Origin of the sequence: Tardiphaga sp. 215_C5_N2_1, assembly GCF_052076055.1 — a bacterium.
GTDB lineage: Bacteria > Pseudomonadota > Alphaproteobacteria > Rhizobiales > Xanthobacteraceae > Tardiphaga > Tardiphaga robiniae.
On record NZ_CP197240.1, the window covers coordinates 1,010,786 to 1,030,465 of the forward strand.

General features: G+C 60.8%; 21 protein-coding genes. 11 read left to right on the plus strand and 10 right to left on the minus strand.

Annotation, left to right across the window (positions count from 1 at the left end; all coding sequences use genetic code 11):
* Positions 1-101: 101 nt before the first annotated feature.
* Genes yajC through AB7828_RS04710 form a run of 5 tightly spaced genes read left to right on the plus strand, consistent with a single transcriptional unit; the run spans position 102 to position 4,376 of the window.
* Positions 102-473: a preprotein translocase subunit YajC gene (yajC, locus tag AB7828_RS04690; protein ID WP_093758697.1), complete on the plus strand. Its 372-nt coding sequence runs from the start codon at positions 102-104 to the stop codon at positions 471-473.
* A 44-nt stretch (positions 474-517) separates the two neighbouring features.
* Positions 518-2,116 carry a protein translocase subunit SecD gene (secD, locus tag AB7828_RS04695; protein WP_231080757.1) on the plus strand — a complete coding sequence of 533 codons (1,599 nt, stop codon included), beginning with the start codon at positions 518-520 and terminating at the stop codon, positions 2,114-2,116.
* Positions 2,117-2,147: 31 nt separating this feature from the next.
* Positions 2,148-3,149, plus strand: coding sequence for a protein translocase subunit SecF (secF, locus tag AB7828_RS04700; protein WP_170849718.1), 1,002 nt, complete (start codon positions 2,148-2,150; stop codon positions 3,147-3,149).
* Between the two features lies 1 nt (position 3,150).
* Complete coding sequence (locus AB7828_RS04705; protein ID WP_441229518.1) at positions 3,151-3,534, plus strand: Mth938-like domain-containing protein; 384 nt, start codon at positions 3,151-3,153, stop codon at positions 3,532-3,534.
* Positions 3,531-4,376 (plus strand): phytoene/squalene synthase family protein, encoded by an 846-nt coding sequence (locus tag AB7828_RS04710; protein ID WP_441229519.1) that lies wholly within the window; start codon positions 3,531-3,533, stop codon positions 4,374-4,376. Before AB7828_RS04705 ends, AB7828_RS04710 begins: the two co-directional genes overlap by 4 nt.
* Here AB7828_RS04710 and AB7828_RS04715 read toward each other — a convergent pair.
* The 3 genes from AB7828_RS04715 to AB7828_RS04725 form a co-directional block, all read right to left on the minus strand.
* A complete protein-coding gene (locus AB7828_RS04715) occupies positions 4,368-5,471 on the minus strand; it encodes a serine/threonine protein kinase (protein ID WP_441229520.1) in 1,104 nt (367 codons plus the stop codon). The genes AB7828_RS04710 and AB7828_RS04715 overlap by 9 nt on opposite strands.
* Before the next feature lie 30 nt (positions 5,472-5,501).
* Positions 5,502-6,935, minus strand: coding sequence for a methylenetetrahydrofolate--tRNA-(uracil(54)-C(5))-methyltransferase (FADH(2)-oxidizing) TrmFO (gene trmFO / locus AB7828_RS04720; RefSeq protein WP_441229521.1), 1,434 nt, complete (start codon positions 6,933-6,935; stop codon positions 5,502-5,504).
* Between the two features lie 200 nt (positions 6,936-7,135).
* The gene (locus tag AB7828_RS04725) at positions 7,136-7,288 is read right to left on the minus strand and encodes a DUF1127 domain-containing protein (protein WP_081421766.1); all 153 of its coding nucleotides are present in this window, start codon (positions 7,286-7,288) and stop codon (positions 7,136-7,138) included.
* Positions 7,289-8,063: 775 nt separating this feature from the next.
* On the opposite strand from AB7828_RS04725, the gene AB7828_RS04730 reads away from it, so the two are divergent.
* Complete coding sequence (locus tag AB7828_RS04730) at positions 8,064-8,294, plus strand: hypothetical protein (protein WP_286144210.1); 231 nt, start codon at positions 8,064-8,066, stop codon at positions 8,292-8,294.
* A gap of 61 nt (positions 8,295-8,355) precedes the next feature.
* On the opposite strand, the gene AB7828_RS04735 is transcribed toward AB7828_RS04730, so the two are convergent.
* Positions 8,356-9,168, minus strand: coding sequence for a lytic murein transglycosylase (locus AB7828_RS04735; RefSeq protein WP_184516344.1), 813 nt, complete (start codon positions 9,166-9,168; stop codon positions 8,356-8,358).
* 541 nt (positions 9,169-9,709) lie between these two features.
* Between AB7828_RS04735 and AB7828_RS04740 the strand changes: the two genes are divergently transcribed.
* Together AB7828_RS04740 and AB7828_RS04745 are read left to right on the plus strand one after the other, a co-directional pair.
* Positions 9,710-10,084, plus strand: coding sequence for a DUF3597 domain-containing protein (locus AB7828_RS04740; RefSeq protein WP_089264465.1), 375 nt, complete (start codon positions 9,710-9,712; stop codon positions 10,082-10,084).
* Positions 10,085-10,200: 116 nt separating this feature from the next.
* On the plus strand, positions 10,201-10,992 hold the full coding sequence (locus tag AB7828_RS04745; RefSeq protein WP_441229522.1) for a fumarylacetoacetate hydrolase family protein: 792 nt from the start codon (positions 10,201-10,203) through the stop codon (positions 10,990-10,992).
* Positions 10,993-11,152: 160 nt separating this feature from the next.
* Here the strand turns inward: AB7828_RS04745 and AB7828_RS04750 are convergent, their stop codons facing one another.
* Complete coding sequence (locus AB7828_RS04750) at positions 11,153-11,425, minus strand: GNAT family N-acetyltransferase (protein WP_093758689.1); 273 nt, start codon at positions 11,423-11,425, stop codon at positions 11,153-11,155.
* The gene (locus tag AB7828_RS04755; RefSeq protein WP_120289883.1) at positions 11,422-11,706 is read right to left on the minus strand and encodes a GNAT family N-acetyltransferase; all 285 of its coding nucleotides are present in this window, start codon (positions 11,704-11,706) and stop codon (positions 11,422-11,424) included. The genes AB7828_RS04750 and AB7828_RS04755 overlap by 4 nt, the downstream gene beginning before the upstream one ends.
* 284 nt (positions 11,707-11,990) lie before the next feature.
* Here AB7828_RS04755 and AB7828_RS04760 point away from each other — a divergent pair, with 284 nt between their 5' ends.
* Entirely contained in the window at positions 11,991-12,395 is a 405-nt protein-coding gene (locus AB7828_RS04760) for an SPW repeat domain-containing protein (RefSeq protein ID WP_089264717.1), read from the plus strand.
* 67 nt (positions 12,396-12,462) lie between these two features.
* On the opposite strand, the gene AB7828_RS04765 is transcribed toward AB7828_RS04760, so the two are convergent.
* The gene (locus AB7828_RS04765) at positions 12,463-13,098 is read right to left on the minus strand and encodes an HAD-IA family hydrolase (protein ID WP_441229523.1); all 636 of its coding nucleotides are present in this window, start codon (positions 13,096-13,098) and stop codon (positions 12,463-12,465) included.
* 228 nt (positions 13,099-13,326) lie between these two features.
* Here AB7828_RS04765 and AB7828_RS04770 point away from each other — a divergent pair, with 228 nt between their 5' ends.
* Positions 13,327-13,467, plus strand: coding sequence for a hypothetical protein (locus tag AB7828_RS04770; protein ID WP_165826921.1), 141 nt, complete (start codon positions 13,327-13,329; stop codon positions 13,465-13,467).
* A 304-nt stretch (positions 13,468-13,771) separates the two neighbouring features.
* A complete protein-coding gene (locus AB7828_RS04775; RefSeq protein ID WP_175367025.1) occupies positions 13,772-14,284 on the plus strand; it encodes a hypothetical protein in 513 nt (170 codons plus the stop codon).
* Positions 14,285-14,393: 109 nt separating this feature from the next.
* On the opposite strand, the gene uvrA is transcribed toward AB7828_RS04775, so the two are convergent.
* From uvrA to AB7828_RS04790, 3 genes are all read right to left on the minus strand, one after another.
* Positions 14,394-17,372 (minus strand): excinuclease ABC subunit UvrA, encoded by a 2,979-nt coding sequence (gene uvrA / locus AB7828_RS04780; RefSeq protein ID WP_441229524.1) that lies wholly within the window; start codon positions 17,370-17,372, stop codon positions 14,394-14,396.
* Between the two features lie 342 nt (positions 17,373-17,714).
* Positions 17,715-18,473, minus strand: coding sequence for an outer membrane protein (locus AB7828_RS04785; RefSeq protein WP_439063814.1), 759 nt, complete (start codon positions 18,471-18,473; stop codon positions 17,715-17,717).
* Between the two features lie 249 nt (positions 18,474-18,722).
* Positions 18,723-19,454 (minus strand): outer membrane protein, encoded by a 732-nt coding sequence (locus AB7828_RS04790; RefSeq protein ID WP_439063815.1) that lies wholly within the window; start codon positions 19,452-19,454, stop codon positions 18,723-18,725.
* Positions 19,455-19,680 lie beyond the last annotated feature (226 nt).

Below are 19,680 nucleotides of genomic sequence, written 5' to 3' on the forward strand. Positions count from 1 at the left end.
TGCAATTGGGACGCCGGCCGCTATAGTCCGCGCGAATTTACCCAAACCGGCCGAACGCCGACGCGTCGCCGGTTATTCCCCAGCGTTCACGAGGACTTCCGATGTTCATTACCCCTGCGTTTGCCCAGGCTGCAGCCGGCGGCGACACCAACAGCATGCTGATGTCGCTGCTGCCTTTCGCGCTGATCTTCGTGATCATGTATTTCCTGATTCTGCGTCCGCAGCAGAAGAAGGTGAAGGACCACGCCGAGATGGTGAAGAACATCCGCCGCGGCGACACCATCGTCACCTCGGGCGGTTTGGTCGGCAAGGTCACCAAGGTGGTCGACGACGAGCAGGTCGAATTCGAACTCGCCGAAGGCGTTCGCGTACGTCAGCTCCGCACGATGATCTCGGGCGTGCGCACCAAGGGTGAGCCCGCCAAGGAGAAGGCGGACAAGGCTGATGCCAAGGACGACGCGGCCGCGAGTTGATGCGTTTGCGCGTCGCCATTTCAAGAATCTGACGGATCATCTCGATGTTGTATTTCACGCGGTGGAAGGCGCTGGCGGTCATTCTGACGGCGCTCGTGGTCTGCCTGTGCGCGGTTCCGAATTTCTTCCCCGAAGCCACCGTGAAAACCTGGCCGAAATGGGCGCAGCGCCATCTGGTGCTGGGCCTAGACTTGCAGGGCGGGTCGCACATCCTGCTCGAAGTCGATGCCAATTCGGTCAAGAAGGACAAGCTCGATCAGGTGCGCGACGACGTCCGCCGCACGCTGCGTGATGCCAAGATCGTCTATACCGGCCTTGGCGTTCGTGGCGACAATGTCGAAGTCCGCATCACCAAGGATACCGAGTATCAGACCGCGCTCAGCAAGCTGCGCGAACTGTCGCAGCCGCTCGGCGGCCTCATGGGCCAGAGCGGCCAGCGCAGCCTGGAAGTCTCGGACGCAGGCAACGGCCTGATCCGTCTTTCGGTGCCGCCGGCAGCGATCAATGACCGCATCCGCCAGTCGGTCGAGCAGTCGATCCAGATCGTCGAGCGCCGCGTCAACGAACTCGGCACCGTCGAACCGCTGATCCAGCGTCAGGGCCTCGATCGCATCCTGGTGCAGGTGCCGGGCCTACAGGACCCGACCCGCCTCAAGGAATTGCTGGGCAAGACCGCGAAGCTCGACTTCCGCATGGTCGACACCTCGCTCCCGGCCGAGCAGGCACAAGGCAGGGTGCCGCCGGACTCCGAACTCTTGATGAGCTCGCAGTCTCCGAAGACGCCGTATCTCGTGAAGAAGGAAGTGCTGGTCTCGGGCGCTGACCTGACCGATGCGCAGCCGGGCTTCGATCAGCGCACCAACGAGCCGATCGTCTCGTTCCGTTTCAACACGTCTGGCGCCCGCAAGTTCGCCGATGCCACGGTGAAGAACGTCAATCTGCCCTTCGCTATCGTGCTCGATAACGAAGTGGTGTCTGCCCCGGTCATTCGTGAGCCAATCACAGGCGGCTCCGGCCAGATCTCCGGTAGCTTCACGGTGCAGGGCGCCAATGATCTCGCGATCCTGCTGCGTGCCGGCGCGCTGCCTGCGCCGCTCAGCATTATCGAGGAGCGTACCGTTGGCCCCGGCCTCGGCGCCGACTCGATCGCCAAGGGCGAGCTTGCGGCCTATGTCGGCTCGATCCTCGTCATCGTCTTCATGCTGCTGACCTACCGCCTGTTCGGCCTGTTCGCCAACATCGCGGTGACCATCAACGTGCTGATGATCTTCGGCATCCTGTCGCTGCTCAACGCCACGCTGACGCTGCCCGGTATCGCCGGCATCGTGCTGACAGTCGGCATCGCCGTGGACTCCAACGTGCTGATCTATGAGCGCATCCGCGAGGAATTGCGCGCCGGCCGCACCGCCATTTCGGCGATCGATGCCGGCTTCAAGCGCGCGCTGGCGACCATTCTGGATTCCAACATCACGACCTTCATCGCCGCTGCGGTGCTGTTTTACATCGGCACCGGACCGGTCCGCGGCTTCGCCGTGACCTTTGGCATTGGCATCATCACAACGGTTTTCACGGCCTTCACCGTGACCCGTCTGATCGTCGCCGGCTGGGTCAGGTGGAAGCGGCCGACCAGCGTGCCGATTTGAGTTTACGGAGCAGATTTTGACAACGACACAAATGGTTCTGGCAGGTCTGGGCGCGCTGATCGTCATTCTGTCGATCGTGGCGATCTTCGATCTGTTGCCGTCGCTCCGCATCGTCCCCGACGATACGAAGTTCGATTTCACGCGCTTCCGCCGCATCTCGTTCCCGATCTCGGCGCTGCTGTCGATCCTCGCTATCGTGCTGTTCTTCACGCACGGACTGAATTTCGGCATCGACTTCAAGGGTGGCACGCTGCTCGAAGTCCAGGCCAAATCCGGTACGGCCGATATCAGCGCGATGCGCTCGACGCTCGCCGCCCTGCAACTCGGCGACGTGCAGCTGCAGCAGTTCGGCGGTGCGGCCGACGTGCTGATCCGTCTGGCCGAACAGCCGGGTGGCGATGCCGCGCAGCAGGCCGCCGTTCAGAAGGTTCGTGCAGCCCTCGGTGACAGCGTCGAATATCGCCGCGTCGAAGTGGTGGGTCCGCGCGTCTCCGGCGAATTGCTGGCTTACGGCATGCTCGGCCTGATCGTCGCGATCATGGGCATCCTGATCTATCTCTGGTTCCGCTTCGAATGGCAGTTCGCCTTGGGCGCCATGATCGCCAACGTCCACGATATCGTGCTGACCATCGGCTTCATGTCGATCACGCAGGTCGACTTCGATCTCACCAGTATTGCGGCGCTGCTGACCATTCTCGGTTATTCGCTGAATGACACCGTGGTCATCTACGATCGTATTCGCGAGATTCTGCGTCGCTACAAGAAGATGCCGATGCCGGAGCTGCTGAACGAGTCGATCAATTCGACGCTGTCGCGTTCGATCATCACCCACGTCACCGTGACGCTGGCGCTGCTGGCGCTCTACGCGTTTGGCGGCCAGGCGATCCACTCCTTCACCGCCGTCATGATCTTCGGCGTCGTGCTGGTCGGCACCTACACCTCGATCTTCATCGCCGCGCCGCTGCTGATCTATCTCGGCGTCGGCGAACACCGCGAAGACGCCGACAAGCCGGCCGCGAAGCCGAAGCCCTGAGATGCCGGTCGATCCCGAAGCGCCGCACCTTCCGCGCTCGGCCGCCATCGAAGCCTACGGCAAGGGTGGCTTCCACTTCGACACCATGTCGCATCAGGGCTCGCTGCTGTGCCTGCCCGATGCGGTCTGGGCGTGGTCGGTAACCAAGGCCAGTGACATCGACCGCCATTCGCTGCGGCGCGTGTTCGAAGGCGCGGCAGGCATCGACACGCTGATCATCGGCACCGGCAACGAGGTCTGGATCGTCCCGAACGATCTTCGCAACGCCTTGCGCAATCTGCATGTAGTGATCGACGCGATGCAGACCGGGCCGGCGATCCGCACCTATAACGTGATGATGGGCGAGCGCCGCCGCGTTGCCGCCGCGCTGATCGCGGTGCCATGAGTGGTGCTGATCAGAGCTCCGCGGCTTTCTGCGCGGAGTTGGTGCGCAGCCACGACTTCGACCGCTACGCGGCGACCTTGTTCGTGCCTGCCGACAAGCGCCGTTCGCTGCTGGCGCTCTATGCGTTCAATACGGAAATTACCCGCGTCCGCGAGCTCGTGAAACAACCGTTGCCTGGCGAGATCCGGTTGCAATGGTGGACCGACATGCTGGCCGGCGCAGGTCATGGCGATGTCGAACAGAACCCCGTTGCTGCCGAATTATTGCTAGCGATCCGCGCGCATGATCTTTCCGTCGACAGGCTGTCCAAGCTGATCGATGTGCACATCTTCGATCTCTACAACGATCCGATGCCGGATCTCGCGCTGCTGGAGAGCCACTTTCGCGATACGCTCGGGACACTGTTGTTCTCATCGGCAAAGATTCTCGGCGACGATTCGGAGGCCAGCGCACATGTCGCCGAGCATGCCGGGCTTGCCCAAGGCGTCGCGCGGATCATTGCGCGTCTCCCCTATGACACGATGCGGCGGCAATTGTTCGTTCCCCAGGACATGCTTCTGCAGAACGGCAGCAGCGCCGATCAGATGTTTGCCGGCAAGATGACGCCAGGCATCCGTGCAACGCTGGATCGGCTGATATCAGGCGCACAGGAGCAACTCGCGACGGCGCAGGGAATGCTCGCCGATGTGTCGCCGGCTGCGCGTACAGCGTTCCTGCCCATGGCGCTGGTGATGCACGATCTGGCGCAAATGGCCCGAGCGGATCACGATCCGTTCGAACTCCACCTCAGATCGCGCTTGCGGACCCTCTGGACGCTGTGGCGCGCCTCGCGCTCAGTGTGACGTCAGCTTCTGGTCTGTCGTCTCGAAATTGAAACGGTCGCGCAGGTTCTTCCGCGACTCCAGAATGCCCTTCAGGAACGCGCGATCGGCGTCGCTGGTCATCAGCGGCTCCAGCAGATCGACCTGGTTCATGGCGACGAGCTGCAGCACTTCGGTACGAATGCGGCCGGAGGCGTCGCGGGGCAGGGCTGCGACGACCTGCAGATGCTCAGGCGGCTTTGCCCCCTTTGCGGCAGCCAGTTCACCCTGCAGCTTCGCTTCCAGCGCGACATCATCGGCTTCCACGAATGCATAGAGGCCGACGCCGGTGCGCCGGTCGGCAAAGGCGACGATCGACGCGTCGCGCACCGCCGGGTTCTGTTTGATGATCTCGAGCAGAGGGGGCGCGTCGTTGACCAGACGCTTGCCGCCGCCCTCGCGGTCGGTGAAGTTGAAGATGCCGCGTGTGATGGCGCGATAGACCTTCTTGCCGGTCATCAGCCAGATCCGCGCCGGCAGCGACTTCTTCGACAGGATCGCCTTTTCCTTCGGCGTCAGCAGTTCTGGCGCGTAAGTGCGCTTGTGCTTCAGGAGGTGACGCAGATCTTCATAGGCGGCGATACGAAACAGCTGGCTGCGAGACTTGAAACAGACCGCGAGCTGGAAGTCGGTGACGTAGGCGAGGCCATCGCTGCCGCGCAGCCAGTTCTGTTCCTTGGCGAGATCGTTATGGCACACGCCCATGCGATGCAGCTTGCGCAGCGCCAGCTTCGCGGATTTGAAATAGCGCGCATCGTGATGCGGCTTGGCGAGATGCAGTGCGACGCCGTCGATGAAGCCGCGCACCAGCGCGCGGTCGCCGGCCCAGAGCAATTCAGGCCCGACGCGCAGATCGCGCGCCAGCGTCAGTGCGCGACGTTCCCGCGTGAACAGATGCAGCGCCAGCAGATATGACCACCACGGCACCTGGTCGAGCCGCCGCAGCACCGCATCGACTTCGCCCGATGACGTGCGATAGCGGCCGCGCTCGACGGTCGAGAACACGTCGCGTTTCAGCAACACGCCTTCGGTCCAGGTCTTGGACAGCGCAGCGGCGTCCTGTGGCGGCAAACTCATCGAACAATCCTGAAATTCAAATCGCCGGCGTCATGCCGCGGCTGCAACGGGCAGGCTGGCGGCAATCCAGTCATCCATGTCGGCCAGCGCCCGCACGCTCATCGCCTGCTTCTTGGCAACGGTCTTCTCATTGCCGCGCAGCCGCGAGCCGTCGGGCTTCTTTGTAGGCGCCTGAGCCAGCGGCGGGAACAGGCCGAAATTGATGTTCATCGGCTGGAAAGAGCGCGGACCTGCGTCGACGGTTTCGATATGGCCACCGGTAATATGGCCGAGCAAAGAGCCCAGCGCCGTCGTCACGGGCGGGGGCGCCAGCGACTGGCGCTTGGCATCGGCCGCGGCATAGAGGCCGGCGATCAGGCCGACGCTGGCGGACTCCACATAGCCTTCGCAGCCGGTCATCTGGCCGGCGAAACGCAGGCGCGGTTGCGCCTTCAGGCGGAGTTGCTCGTCGAGCAGCTTTGGCGAATTCAGGAAGGTGTTGCGATGGAGGCCGCCAAGCCGTGCGAATTCGGCATTCTGCAGGCCGGGGATCATGCGCAGCGCCTGCTGCTGCGGGCCGTATTTCAGCTTCGTCTGGAAGCCGACGATGTTGTAGAGCGTGCCGAGCTTGTTGTCCTGGCGCAGCTGCACGATGGCATAGGGCTTCACGAGGGGGGCGCGTGGGTTGGTAAGGCCCACAGGCTTCATCGGGCCGTGACGCAGCGTCTCGCGGCCGCGCTCGGCCATCACTTCGATAGGCAGGCAGCCGTCAAAATAGGGCGTGTTGGTTTCCCATTCCTTGAAGTCGGTCTTTTCGCCCGCCAGCAGCGCATCGATGAAGGCATCATATTGCTCATGGGTCATCGGGCAGTTGATGTAGTCGGCGCCGGTGCCGCCGGGCCCGACCTTGTCGTAGCGCGACTGGAACCAGGCGATCTCCATGTCGATGGAGTCTTTGTGCACGATCGGTGCGATGGCATCGAAGAAGGCCAGCGCGTTCTCGTCGGTCAGCCCACAAATGCCGTCCGCGAGCGCCGCCGAGGTCAGAGGCCCCGTCGCGACGATGACGTTGTGCCAGTCGGAAGGCGGCAGGCCGGCGACTTCGGCGCGGTCGATGGTGATGAGCGGGTGATCGTTCAGCGCCTTGGTCACGGCATCGGAGAAGCCGTCGCGGTCGACGGCCAGCGCGCCACCGGCGGGCACCTGGTTGGCATCAGCGCAGCGCATGATCAGCGAGCCCAGCTTGCGCATTTCGGCATGCAGCAGCCCGACAGCGTTGTTGAGTGCATCGTCAGAACGGAAGGAATTGGAGCAGACCAGCTCGGCGAGGCCATCGGTACGATGGGCGTCGGTCATCTGGTGCGGCCGCATCTCGTGCAAGATCACGGGAATGCCGGCATTGGCGACCTGCCAGGCGGCTTCCGAGCCGGCGAGGCCCGCGCCGATCACATGGACGCGGTCGTCTGGGTTTGGGGCTGTTGTCATGGCCCCGCATGTAGCGCGTTTCGGCGCGAAGTGGAATTCGCTTCGCGGAAATTCGGCCGGTTAGCCAAAGCTTTGAAGACGCTTTGGTTCGAAGGCGTCTGGCTCCGAAGACGGTGTCTTCAGGGAACCACGATTGCGCCCGCGCGAGGCGGGCGCAATCCGTGAAACGTCAGGCAGGACAGATAGAACGTCCTGACGGATCAGCCGTTATAGGCGCCAGAAGCAACACGCGGAATGTCCGAACGGTCGAGACCGATGTCGGAAAGCTCGCGATCGCTGAGCTGGGAGAGTTCGGCAACGTTGCGCTGATAGTCGCGGAACGCCTGGATCATGCGGATGAATGAAAGCAGCATTTGAGTTCTCCTTCGTTAAGCGATTCATCTCTTGCGAGGTGCTTCGCTGTTGAAGTGAATATAGGTGACAATATCGCAGTGCAGCAGTCGAGATGTTGCGATGCAGCTAGTCAGGGATTGCATAGCTCGCGCAAGGAATGATTAACCTCTTGGCGCTGGGAGGTGATTTTGCGGGCACAGTGCGTATTGAGGCACCTTTAGCGATGATTATAGCTGTTAATTAGTTAGTTAAATCATGCGTTTGGAGGTGTTCCAAAGCTCAGCCGGATACCAGAGGCTGAACCGGCGCGATAGAGCCTTTCTGACCTCAATCAGCCAGCGTGCTCGGCGGTTCCTCGTAAGTTCCTGCCTGGCGTCGCTATGCGTGATTCGCATGCGAGTGTTAAGAATGAACATAAAGTCATCCTTACGCGAGGCTTGCGGGGCGACTTTTCTCTAAACTGCATGCGTGAAGGCAAATACATATGCAACTCGAGGTCCTGCGCGAAACGCGGTTGCTGTTGGCCTCCGGAGGCACATCAAAAGGCCGATGCTGCGACGTCAGTAAACGCGCGCGAATTACATTTGTGTAAGTTTGTTGCTCGTGATGTCTGAAGCGCCAAAAAGTTGAGTGTTCTTGGTGGCGATCACAACCGGCTCACATTCAATTCACTGCGGCTGTTATTTCCTGGATCGCAGCGGGACGTATCAATTCCTTCTACAGAATCCGGCAATGGCGTCGGTTCTGTTGCGAAGGACAAACAAGATGATCACAAGATTACTGGGAGCGGCCGCCATGGCTGCTGTTGTGTTCGCTACGGTGCCGGCTTCGGCTGCGCGTATGGAAGGCTGCAGCGGCAGCAACCTGCTGAAAACCGAAACCGCCGTCGAAGCGATGCCGGACGGCGATGCGAAGTGGGTTGCGTTCAAGGAAATGACGGATGCGCAGACCGCGTTGCTCGACAACAAGATGCGCGCGTGTGCGGTCCATCTGACCAAGGCCATGCATGTCGGCATGACGAAGTAAGAGATCACGGGAGGGGCCGCTTGCTGAGGAGCGGACGGCCCTTCCATCATTGCCTGCAGGCCTACGGCTCTTTGGCAAGCTGGCTGGCGAAAGTGGCGATGGTCTTCGAATAGACCTCGCTCTTGTTCCACTGCTGAATGACCGCGAAGTTCGCAGTCCCCGGCGCAAAATCCTGATCGCGCTTCCAGCCATAACTGGCGAGATAGTTTGCCGTTGAGGCCAGCACGTCGGGCGCGCTGCGCAGCAGGTCGCGATGGCCATTGCCGTCGAAGTCGACCGCGAATTTCAGGTAGGACGATGGCATGAATTGCGTCTGGCCGATTTCGCCAGCCCAAGCGCCATGCATCTCGGCAGGCGCGAGGTCGCCGCGGTCGACAATGCGCAGGGCATCGAGCAATTCACCGCGAAACATCTCGGCGCGTCGACAATCATATGCGAGCGACGCGATGGCGCGGATGGTAGGGAATTTGCCGACGTTCACGCCATAGTCGGTCTCCAATCCCCAGATCGCCACCAGCACCGGACCGGGCACGCCATATTGCTGTTCAATGCGCCCGAGCACCGAGCCGTAACGCTTCAGCATGTCGCTGCCGCGACGCAGCCTTGGTGGCACCATGCGCCCGGAAAATTCCTCGAAGCTTTGCTTGAAGACCTGCTGGCCGCGGTCGCGCGATAGCACGCTGTTGTCGAGGGTGACGCCGGTCAGTGCCGCATCGACGGTCTTCTGCGAAATGCCCTTGCCGACGGCTTCCGTCTTGAAGGCGGCGAGCCAGCCATCGAAACTCCCGGTGCCGCAGGAAGGCGCAGCAAGGGCCGGCGCTAGCGGCGAGATCAGGACTGTACCAAGCAGAAACGTACAAAGCAGGGCGCGCATGGTCTCAAGGCTCTCATTCGATCGTGAATAATGTCGCGACGATATTGCGCGATAAGCCTTCCGGTGAACCGCGGCCAAAACAAGGCTTGCGCAGTGATATCAGAACAGCATGACGGCCTCTCGCGCAATTCTGCGAGAGGCATCATTGGGCGAGATCAGACTATCGGGTCCACATTACTCGTCGCTGCGCCATTGACGATGATGAGCTGCCAGCCCTGCGGCGTGGTCAGCACCTGACGCCGTGGCTCACGCTTCGGTGAAAATGTCGTCCGACATTCACAGCGCTGCAATGCAGCGGCCGGGCTTTCGCCTCAATTCAGTCGGACCTTGCTACCGACGTCAAACTGTCTGTCGATGACTTTGCCAACTGGCTTGGACGGTTGGTTTGGGCAGTTGGCTTGGAACGACTCTTCCCCGCAGTCCATCGCGTCGCATTGGCAAGCGAGTGGTGGGCGGATACAAGTATGAACCGGCTGGTGCTGCCGGAACCAAACACGGCACGAATTCTTCAATCTGTCACGAAAGCTATTGGGAGCGACATATGAGCATTTTCGGAAAGATCATGGGCGCGATTTTCGGCACCAGCGCCAGTGCAGCATCCCCTGATGCCGCGCCGGCCGCCGGCGGTTCGGCTCCCGCAGGCGCCGCGCCGATGGACAGTGTTGACGTTGCCGCGATCCTCGACAAGGCCGTGGCGGCCAAGGGCGAAAAGCTGGAATGGAAGACCTCGATCGTCGACCTGATGAAGGCGCTCGACATCGACTCCAGCCTGTCGGCTCGCAAGGATCTCGCCAAGGAGCTCGGTTACACCGGCGACACCAGCGATTCCGCCAGCATGAACATCTGGCTGCACAAGCAGATGATGACCAAGCTCGCTGCCAATGGCGGCAAGCTGCCGGCCGACATCAAGCACTAAGCTTTCCGTTTGTGACGGAGCTGAAGGCCCGCGCTCGCGCGGGCCTTTTTGCTGTGGTATACCAGCACGCATAAATACAAGACCAGAAAACAACAAAACATACGAGGAGAAACGCCATGGACCCCATCAACCGCAGAACGATTCTGACCACCGGTGCCGTTGCCCTGGCTGGCAGCGCATTGGCGGGCGAGGCCGCGCAGGCGCAGGCCGGTCCCAAGGGCATATTCTCGGTCGCGACGGTGACGATCCCCATCGTCGGTGAGACCGACGTGTTTCCGGTGCGCCGCATCTATTGTATCGGTCGCAACTACGCGGCGCATTCCCGCGAGATGGGATCGGACCCGACGCGCGAGCCGCCGTTCTTCTTCCAGAAGCCGACCGATGCGATCCAGAACGTCAAGATCGGCGAGGTCGCCGATCACCCGTATCCGTCGCTCACCAAGAACTATCATTACGAGGTCGAACTCGTCGCCGCGCTGAAATCCGGCGGCACCAATATCCCCGTCGATAAGGCGCTCGACCATGTCTATGGCTATGCTGTCGGACTCGACATGACGCGCCGCGATCTGCAGCGCGCCATGGGCGACGAGAAGAAGCCATGGGAGATCGGCAAGAGTTTTGACCACGCCGCAGTCATCGGCCCGATCCATCCGGTCGCCAAGACCGGACACATGACGAAGGGTCCGATCTCGCTCGCGGTCAATGGCACCGTGAAACAGACCTCCGACCTCGACAAGATGATCTGGAGTGTCGCCGAGCAGATATCGAAACTCTCGGACGCCTTCGAGCTGAAGGCCGGCGACATCATCTATTCCGGCACACCGGAGAATGTTGGCCCGGTCGTGAAAGGCGACGTGCTGCTTTGCAAGATCCAGGGCTTGCCGGACATGTCGATCAAGGTCGTTTGAGGTTTTGCCACACACTTGTCATTCCGGGATGCGCGCAAGTCGGCAGAGCCGACTAAAGCGCAGACCCGGAATCCCGATGCAATGAGAACTCAAAACATTTCCAGATTCCGGGTTCGCGATCGCCAAGTCGCGCTCGCGCCCCGGAAAGACGTGTGTGTGGCTAGCCGACCAGGTCCGCATAGTCCGGATGCTGGCGCAGATAATCCACCACGAACGAACAACCCGCCACGACCTTCAGCCCATCCGCACGGATCAATCCGAGCGCGCCCTTGACCAGTTCTGACGCGATGCCGCGGCCGCGCAGGGCAGGCGGCGTCTCGGTATGCGTGATGATGACGCGATCGCCGGCACGGCGATAATTCGCAAAGGCGACGGAGTCGCCGACATCCAGCTCGAAGCGATTGAGCGCCTTGTTGTCGCGAACGCCGGTCATGCCGCGTCTTTCAGCAAATCCTGATAGTCCGCATGCTTCGCGATATATGCCGCGATGAAGGGGCACTGCGCCACGACCTTCAATCCCTGTGCGCGGACGGCATCGAGCGCGCCGCGGGCAAGCTGTGAGCCGATACCTCTGCCGCCCAATTCCTGCGGCACGACGGTGTGGACGAAGGTGATGGTATCGGACGTCCGGGTATATTCGGAAAAAGCGATATGGCCGTCGACGGCAAGTTCGAAACGGTGAAGCGAAGTATTGTTATAAACCGCGTTGCTCATTCTCATTCCATCCACAGGTGTCCGGGAGAAGGTAACAGTCATTTCTAAACGGGTGCAATGCAGCCGCCGCATGCTTCATCTGATAGGGGAAATCCGTGTCGTCGCGCGGGGCTCTTTGCCGTTCTGCGCGCTGTGAAAAATGGCTTTGGCGTGGCCTTGCAAAGGCAAAGCGGGTTCCTACGTCAATTGTAGACATACGCCCCGAAGCGGCCGGATCGGTCGTTTGACAGTTGGAGTGTCATGCCAACGGCCGCTGACGTATGCCTCTTTTGGAGGAGGTCACGATGTCAGACTCTCGGTTTCTCGGTACGCATCGCACGTGGGAAGACTGGTTTGGCATGGCGCTTGGCGTTCTGATTGCGCTCTCGCCCTGGTTTCCTACGCAGAACGGTCATCAATATACCGGGGGGACCCCCAGCGCCATAATCATTAACACGGTGGCGGTTGGCGTCCTGGTATTTGGCCTTGCACAGCTTGAGTATGTCGCGCTGCAACGCTGGGAGGAGGTGGCCGCGATCATTCTCGGTCTGTGGCTGATCGCCTCGCCACTTTTCTTTGGTTATTCCGGCGACGGCATGCTCAGATTCATCCATACCTGCCTCGGCGGTCTCGTGGTGCTGCTGGCAGCACTGCAGTTGTGGCAAGACTGGGATTTGAGCGATGGGGAAATGGCCCAGCACGGGCAGTGACAACAAGCGATCAGGCCCGCCGGTCTTGTCGTGAGGCCGGCGGGTTTCGTCTGTCTGTGGCCGGCCGTTAGCGTCCTGGCACAGCCAGCGTCGCGATGACTTCGTCGATCCGGGAAAACACATAATTCGGCGTGCGCGCTTTCAGGGCCGCTCCGCTGGTATAGCCCCACGTCACCGCACCGAAATCGATTCCGGCCTCGCGTGCAGCGTCGATATCGCGGATCTCGTCGCCGATGCTGATCGTGTCATCGACAGAGATGCCGGTGAGCTCAAGGATGCGCTGGAATTTCGCCGTCTTGCCGAACAGGCCGGCGCCGCAGGCGAAATAGGCGACGTGCTGATCGAGATCGCCGAGCACGTGTCGGACATTGTCCTCGCTGTCGGAGCTGACGATCGCAATCGTCATGCCACGCGCCTTCAATTCACAGAACATGCGGTCGACGCCGGGGAACAGCGAAATGCGGTCGATCTGCTGCGCCTTGCGCTTGCGCATGTCGCGCGCAATCAACGGGATCCGCCATTTGGCGACACCGAGCAGCCGGATCAGCTCACCGGCGCCGACGCTCCGCAACTCGTCGGTGCGGTCGCGTTCGACGCGCTGAAACTTGTGCTTGTCGGCGACGGAATTGATGACGCTGAGGAACCACGAAAAGCTGTCGGACAGGGTCCCGTCGAAATCGAAGATGGCGAGCTTATAGGGCATGGCTGGCAGGCGGGGAGGTGGCCGGGGTCTCGGTCTCGGCTGGATGTTTGGCAGTGGCGGTCACGGGCTGGTTCTCGTCTGAGTCGTGGCCGATATGCGACCCGTCGCAAGGATGATCCCATCAGACCCGGTTTTCAACCCGCATCCGCGCGGCGAAACGATGCACGAGCCGCACGCAAGCGTGCTAAGTCCGTCATTGCCGTTTCATATCACCCGCAGGAGGCCCTCATGGCAGACGATAGACCGAACCAGAAAGGCCCCAACACCAAGAAGAAGCAGAAGTGCAAGAATTGCGAAGGCAAGGGCCTGCTGAAGAAGGGCGAGAAGGTGGTGAAGTGCCAGAGGTGTCACGGGACGGGGCTGAGGTGAGGAGCAGCGCTACCTCTATTGCAATGATACATTAGGGTCCTGGAAATGACTGATCTGCGGTGAATGCCAATCGATCCTCATTTCTTGTGCGTTCATGTTTGTATTCGCGAAGCGTCTGTCACGCGTAGCCACATCTTGTGAAAGTGTGATTGAAACGCAAAAAAATCTACTCGTTCGCGCGACCTACGCTTGCTGCGTTTGAGCACAGTGCGTCTTTGATCATCAACAAAGACTCGCCTTGTAGTTGTGATTGTGAAACGGTCTCGGACGGCTCGTTTCCATCCAGCAATTTGGGGAGTACAGTATGGACGACATTCCAGCAGGTCTAGCCTTGCCCGGATCATTCGCCAGCGCGACCGTGGCACCGACATTGAGTCCAAGCCCTATCGTTGATGACGCCGTTCTCATTAAGGCCAGTTGGTCGGGTGGCTCTGGCTTCGTCCATTTTTATGGTGGCTCGCAATGGCCGTCCGGAGGCGGCATGCCGCTCGTACAGGACAAATCCCAGGCGACCCAATGGCAGTTACATGATTGGGACCCCAATCAGAAGAACGGCTATCTCAAAACATGGTTCGGCGATTGGGCCGCGTGGTCATGGTTGTCTTGGGTCAGGGGCGGAGGAGCATTGCCGTCTGGGCTCCCCGTTCAAGCCAGGTATCGGGCATCAGCTGTTAGATGGCAGTTGAAGGACGATGGTCTTCTAGTCCCCATGGATATGCCGGACCACAGGCTCGGCATCTATCCCGGCAATACATACTTTACGTACAGCCTCAACCCGGACACCAATCCTCTTCAGTGCAGCATCGAGCCGGTCTGAGGCATCCATGATGGAATGCTCTACACTTTAAAGCAGATGACTTACATTACGTCATGGCCGGGCGTGTCCCGGCCATTCACGTCCTGCGGACGCGCGTAAACGCACTCTTCTACTCCGCCGCCTCGCTCGCCTGCTTCCGCTTCTTCGGCTTCCCCGCCTTCTCCAGCACCGGTTTCAAAAACTTCCCCGTATAGCTGCGCGGTGCCTTGACGATATCTTCCGGCGGGCCCCAGGCGACAATCTCGCCGCCGCCGTCGCCGCCTTCGGGGCCGAGGTCGATGACCCAGTCGGCGGTCTTGATGACTTCGAGATTGTGCTCGATCACCACCACCGTGTTGCCCTGCGCCACCAGCTCATGCAGCACTTCCAGCAGTTTGGCGACGTCGTGGAAGTGGAGTCCCGTAGTCGGCTCGTCGAGAATGTAAAGTGTGCGACCGGTCGCGCGCTTGCTCAGCTCCTTGGCGAGCTTCACGCGCTGCGCTTCGCCGCCGGATAGCGTCGTCGCCTGCTGGCCGACATGGATGTAATCCAATCCAACGCGGTGCAGGGTTTTAAAAGTCTCGCGCACGCGTGGCACTGCCTTGAAGAAGTCGGCGGCTTCTTCCACCGTCATGTCGAGCACGTCGGCAATCGACTTGCCCTTGAACAGGACTTCAAGCGTTTCGCGATTGTAGCGCTTGCCCTTGCAGGTGTCGCAGGTGACATAGACGTCGGGCAGGAAGTGCATCTCGATCTTGATGACGCCGTCGCCCTGGCAGGCCTCGCAGCGGCCGCCCTTGACGTTGAACGAGAACCGGCCCGGCTCATAGCCGCGCGCCTTGGATTCTGGCAAGCCGGCGAACCATTCGCGGATCGGCGTGAAGGCACCGGTATAGGTCGCGGGATTGGAGCGCGGGGTGCGGCCGATCGGCGACTGGTCGATATCGATGATCTTGTCGATATGTTCCAGACCCTCGATGCGGTCATGCGGCGCGGCGCCTTCGCTGGCGCCATTGAGTTTGCGCGCGATGGCCTTGTAGAGCGTGTCGATCAAGAGCGTCGACTTGCCGCCGCCGGAGACACCGGTGATGGCGGTGAACAAGCCGAGCGGCACTTCCGCCGAGACGTTCTTCAGATTGTTGCCGCGCGCATTGATGACCTTGATGGTGCGGCGATGGTTCGGCGGACGACGCTCCGGCACCGGCACCGACATTTCGCCGGTGAGATATTTGCCGGTCAGCGACTTCGGATTCTTCATCACCTCCTGGGGCGTGCCCTGGGCGACGATATTGCCGCCATGGGTGCCGGCGCCGGGGCCGACATCGACCACGTAATCGGCGGCGATCACCGCGTCCTCGTCATGCTCGACCACGATCACGGTATTGCCGAGATCGCGCAGCCGCCGCAGCGTGTCGAGCAGCCGCGCATTGTCGCGCTGATGCAGACCGATCGAGGGCTCGTCGAGCACATAGAGCACGCCGGTCAGGCCCGAGCCGATCTGGGACGCCAGGCGAATACGCTGGCTCTCGCCGCCCGACAGCGTGCCGGATGAGCGCGCCAGCGTGAGATAGTTGAGACCGACATCGAGCAGGAAGGAGAGGCGCTCGCGGATCTCCTTGAGGATGCGGACGGCGATCTCGTTCTGCTGCTTGTTGAGCAGATCCGGCACGGTCTCAAACCAGTCGCCGGCCTTGCGCACCGACATTTCCGAGATGTTGCCGATATGCTTGCCGCCGATCTTCACACTGAGCGCTTCGGGCTTCAGCCGATAACCCTCGCAGGCATCGCAGGGCACGTCGGAAAAATACTTGCCGAGTTCTTCGCGCGCCCATTCGCTTTCGGTCTCGCGGAAGCGGCGGTCGATATTGGTGACGACGCCCTCGAACGGCTTTTTGGTGTCGTAGGAGCGCACGCCGTCTTCATAGGAGAACTTGATCTCGTCATCGCCGGAGCCGTGCAGGATGGCGTTCTGCGTCTTCTTCGGCAGGTCCTTCCATTTGGTGTCGAGCGTGAACTTGTAGAACTTGCCGAGTGCCGTCAGCGTCTGCACGTAATAGGGAGACGACGACTTAGCCCAGGGCGCGATGGCGCCCTTGCGCAGTGTCAGCTCCTTGTCGGGAATGACCAGATCAGCATCGATGGTCTGCTCGACACCGAGGCCACCGCATTTCGGACAGGCGCCATAGGGGTTGTTGAAAGAGAACAGGCGCGGTTCGATCTCGGGGATAGTGAAGCCGGAGACCGGGCAGGCGAACTTCTCGGAAAACAGGATGCGCTCGGCACCTGTCTTGTCGTGAATCTTCGCGACCTTCTTGTCGGATTTCTTGTCGTCCGCGGGAGCGGCAGGCGCGTCGGCATATTCGATGACCGCAAGACCTTCGGCGAGCTTCAGTGCGGTCTCGAAACTTTCCGCGAGGCGCTGGCCGATATCCGGCCTGACAACGATGCGATCGACGACGACGTCGATGTCATGCGGAAACTTCTTGTCGAGTACGGGCGCTTCGGCGAGTTCATGGAAGGTGCCGTCGATCTTGACGCGCTGAAAACCCTTCTTGAGATATTCGGCCAGTTCCTTGCGATACTCGCCCTTGCGGCCGCGCACCACCGGCGCCAGCAGATACAACCGCGTGCCTTCCGGCAGCGCCAGCACGCGGTCGACCATCATCGACACGGTCTGGCTTTCGATCGGCAGGCCGGTCGCCGGCGAATAGGGAATGCCGACGCGCGCCCACAGCAAGCGCATGTAATCGTAGATCTCGGTGACGGTGCCGACGGTCGAGCGTGGGTTCTTCGAGGTGGTCTTCTGCTCGATGGAGATGGCCGGCGACAGGCCGTCGATCTGGTCGACATCCGGCTTCTGCATCATCTCGAGGAATTGCCGGGCGTAAGCCGACAGCGACTCCACGTAGCGGCGCTGGCCTTCGGCATAGATCGTATCGAAGGCGAGGGACGACTTGCCGGAGCCGGACAGGCCGGTGAACACCACCAGCTTGTCGCGCGGGATCGTCAGGTCGACATTCTTGAGATTGTGCTCGCGGGCGCCGCGGATGGTGATGCTGCGCATGTTCGCGGCGGCCTGCTGCCGCTTCGCCTTGATGATCTCGTCCATAACAGGCAATTCCCCAGCGCGCGAGGCGCGCTCATCCGGGCGCGCACCGCCGGCCGGGCCGGGATCAACGCCGATTGATTGTCATCGGAACATAGGAAGAACGAGGACGGATTTCCAGTGCTCCACAGCAACGATCAACGGTTTGTTGGCGGAGGGGTTGCGAGGCAAGGCTGCAAATCGAACGGCCTGCGCAGGAAAGGTCTTCCGGTATCGGGCTCATGCCAATGGACTGCCAATCGGAAGCGCGTCAGGTCTGAGCGAGGCGCCAGCAAAAAGCCCGGCGCGAGGCCGGGCTAAGTTTGTCGGAATGAGGGAAGGCGGTCGCAGTTCTCAGTACTCGTCTCAGTACTTGGCGATGACAGGGCCGCCCCACTTGTAGTTGATGCGGGCGGTGACGACGTCGACGTCCTGGCTGATGCGATCGATGCGCGAGGTCACAGGAAGTGTCACAGCGGTGAAGCTGTTGCTGCTGGTCTCCATGAACAGATGGTCGTATTCGACCGCGAAGGACCAGTTTGGCGTGAAGCCATATTCCAGGCCAACGCCAACCGTACCGCCCCAGCGGGTTTCCTTAGCGTTATCGAATACGACATTGGTTCCCACGGTGTAGCCCTGATACTTGTCGCTCGTCACGGCAGCGCCGCCCTTCACGTAAAGAAGGGTGTTGTTCCAGGCGTAACCGATCTGGCCAGTGAACAGGCCGAAGGCTTCGATCTTGGACCGGTTGCCGGTCGTACCGAGTACGAGCTGGCTGACATTCGAGCCCTTGAAGTCTGCCCAGTTGCCCTGTGCTTCCAGACCGAACACCCAAGCGGTGCTCTGCCAGCGATAGCCGATCTGACCGCCAGCCGTGCCGCCGCTTGCGTCATGGCATCCCTCGCTGAAGGCCAGTGCGGCACCGAGAACCTGGGTCGTGTCCCAGCATTTGCGGCTCGTTCCCCAACCGCCGTTGCCGCCGATATAGAAACCGGTCCAGTCATAGACGACGGCGATCATCGGAGGCGCCTTGGTATAGGGCCGTGCTGCGAGATCGGCCGCAGAAGCGGACGTTGCCGAGCCGAGAACAGCGAGGGCGGCGGATGCGAGCAGAATTTTCTTCATGGCATGCTCCCCTTGTGAGTGTTTCAACCCTAGCGCGATTCAGGCAATCAGGCTGTGCCTTCCTTGCAACGGAGAAAAACAAACGCAATAGTTGCGTGAAAATTCGCGCGCTACAGTCGTGGGTAGTATTCAACCGAAGGCGATGGGTTAGCTCTTAATCTCTCCGGAATCCGGGCTTCCAGCCAAACGAAAAGGCCGGCGTTTCCGCCGGCCTTTCCGTAATCAAGAGCCTGAAATCAGGCGCGAAGCTCAGTACTTCGCGACGACCGGGCCACCCCAGTTGAAGCGGTAGTTCAGGCCAGCCTTGACGGTGTGCTCGTCGTTGCGGGACGACAGGCCGATGATGCCAACCGGCGACGGAGCAGCGAAGGTGGTCTTGCCGAAGTCGTAGTACTGGTACTCAACCTTGCCCGACCAGTTCTGGGTGAACAGGTATTCGAGGCCGGCGCCGACGGTGTAACCGTCATGCTTGGTGCCAGCTGCGAAAGCCACCGGAACGGCGCCAACGGTCGTGACCAGCGATTCGCTGTAGTCGGAGTAAGCGTAGCCGCCCTTCACGTAGAGCAGTGCCGGACCCCAGGTGTAACCGATGCGACCGGTGACCGAGGCGAGGCCCTTCTGGTTCAGGTTGTAGGTGACGCCAGCCGGAACGAAAGCGACGTTGGTGTTGTTCGAACCAACCCAGCTGTACTGACCTTCGATGCCGAACACCCAGTTCGGAGCGAACTGGTAGTCGTAACCGATCTGCACGCCGCCGAGGAAACGGCCGTCCGAATTGTCGGAGGTGCCGCCGAAGCCGTTCGAACCGTTGAACGCGCCGCCGACGTGACCGCCGATGTAGAAACCGGTCCAGTTGTAGATCGGGGCGGGAACATAGGCCGGAGCCTTGGTGTAGGGACGAGCGGCCAGGTCAGCGGCCATTGCCGGAACCGAAGCGCCCAGAGCGATCAGAGCAACGGTGCCCAAAAGAAACTTCTTCATGTGAATTCTCCCCAAAATTGCTTCGCGTCGGCGAAGCCTCGTGTCCCGGCGCAAGCGCCAAATGCAATTCAGTGATCGAAATATACGCAAGTCTGCCAAAAAGTCCGTCACCCAAATAGCACACTCGTCTTCGATGTTTGGCCGTTTCTAAGTTAATGAAAGGTATATGAATTTTGACCGGGCGCGGTTCCCTTCGGGTTCCACTATTGCTCGACTCAGACGCGAC

Bases quoted from the DNA above. Each gene is read 5' to 3' on its own strand.
- AB7828_RS04750 (WP_093758689.1), bottom strand. From the start codon at position 11,425: ATGACCGGCGTTCGCGACAACAAGGCGCTCAATCGCTTCGAGCTGGAT.
- secF (WP_170849718.1), top strand. From the start codon at position 2,148: ATGGTTCTGGCAGGTCTGGGCGCGCTGATCGTCATTCTGTCGATCGTG.
- AB7828_RS04770 (WP_165826921.1), top strand. From the start codon at position 13,327: ATGGCAGACGATAGACCGAACCAGAAAGGCCCCAACACCAAGAAGAAG.
- uvrA (WP_441229524.1), bottom strand. From the start codon at position 17,372: ATGGACGAGATCATCAAGGCGAAGCGGCAGCAGGCCGCCGCGAACATG.
- AB7828_RS04765 (WP_441229523.1), bottom strand. From the start codon at position 13,098: ATGCCCTATAAGCTCGCCATCTTCGATTTCGACGGGACCCTGTCCGAC.
- AB7828_RS04730 (WP_286144210.1), top strand. From the start codon at position 8,064: ATGGCTGCTGTTGTGTTCGCTACGGTGCCGGCTTCGGCTGCGCGTATG.
- AB7828_RS04760 (WP_089264717.1), top strand. From the start codon at position 11,991: ATGTCAGACTCTCGGTTTCTCGGTACGCATCGCACGTGGGAAGACTGG.
- AB7828_RS04725 (WP_081421766.1), bottom strand. From the start codon at position 7,288: ATGCTGCTTTCATTCATCCGCATGATCCAGGCGTTCCGCGACTATCAG.
- yajC (WP_093758697.1), top strand. From the start codon at position 102: ATGTTCATTACCCCTGCGTTTGCCCAGGCTGCAGCCGGCGGCGACACC.
- AB7828_RS04715 (WP_441229520.1), bottom strand. From the start codon at position 5,471: ATGAGTTTGCCGCCACAGGACGCCGCTGCGCTGTCCAAGACCTGGACC.
- secD (WP_231080757.1), top strand. From the start codon at position 518: ATGTTGTATTTCACGCGGTGGAAGGCGCTGGCGGTCATTCTGACGGCG.
- AB7828_RS04705 (WP_441229518.1), top strand. From the start codon at position 3,151: ATGCCGGTCGATCCCGAAGCGCCGCACCTTCCGCGCTCGGCCGCCATC.
- AB7828_RS04710 (WP_441229519.1), top strand. From the start codon at position 3,531: ATGAGTGGTGCTGATCAGAGCTCCGCGGCTTTCTGCGCGGAGTTGGTG.
- AB7828_RS04755 (WP_120289883.1), bottom strand. From the start codon at position 11,706: ATGAGCAACGCGGTTTATAACAATACTTCGCTTCACCGTTTCGAACTT.
- AB7828_RS04735 (WP_184516344.1), bottom strand. From the start codon at position 9,168: ATGCGCGCCCTGCTTTGTACGTTTCTGCTTGGTACAGTCCTGATCTCG.
- AB7828_RS04740 (WP_089264465.1), top strand. From the start codon at position 9,710: ATGAGCATTTTCGGAAAGATCATGGGCGCGATTTTCGGCACCAGCGCC.
- AB7828_RS04790 (WP_439063815.1), bottom strand. From the start codon at position 19,454: ATGAAGAAGTTTCTTTTGGGCACCGTTGCTCTGATCGCTCTGGGCGCT.
- AB7828_RS04745 (WP_441229522.1), top strand. From the start codon at position 10,201: ATGGACCCCATCAACCGCAGAACGATTCTGACCACCGGTGCCGTTGCC.
- AB7828_RS04785 (WP_439063814.1), bottom strand. From the start codon at position 18,473: ATGAAGAAAATTCTGCTCGCATCCGCCGCCCTCGCTGTTCTCGGCTCG.
- AB7828_RS04775 (WP_175367025.1), top strand. From the start codon at position 13,772: ATGGACGACATTCCAGCAGGTCTAGCCTTGCCCGGATCATTCGCCAGC.
- trmFO (WP_441229521.1), bottom strand. From the start codon at position 6,935: ATGACAACAGCCCCAAACCCAGACGACCGCGTCCATGTGATCGGCGCG.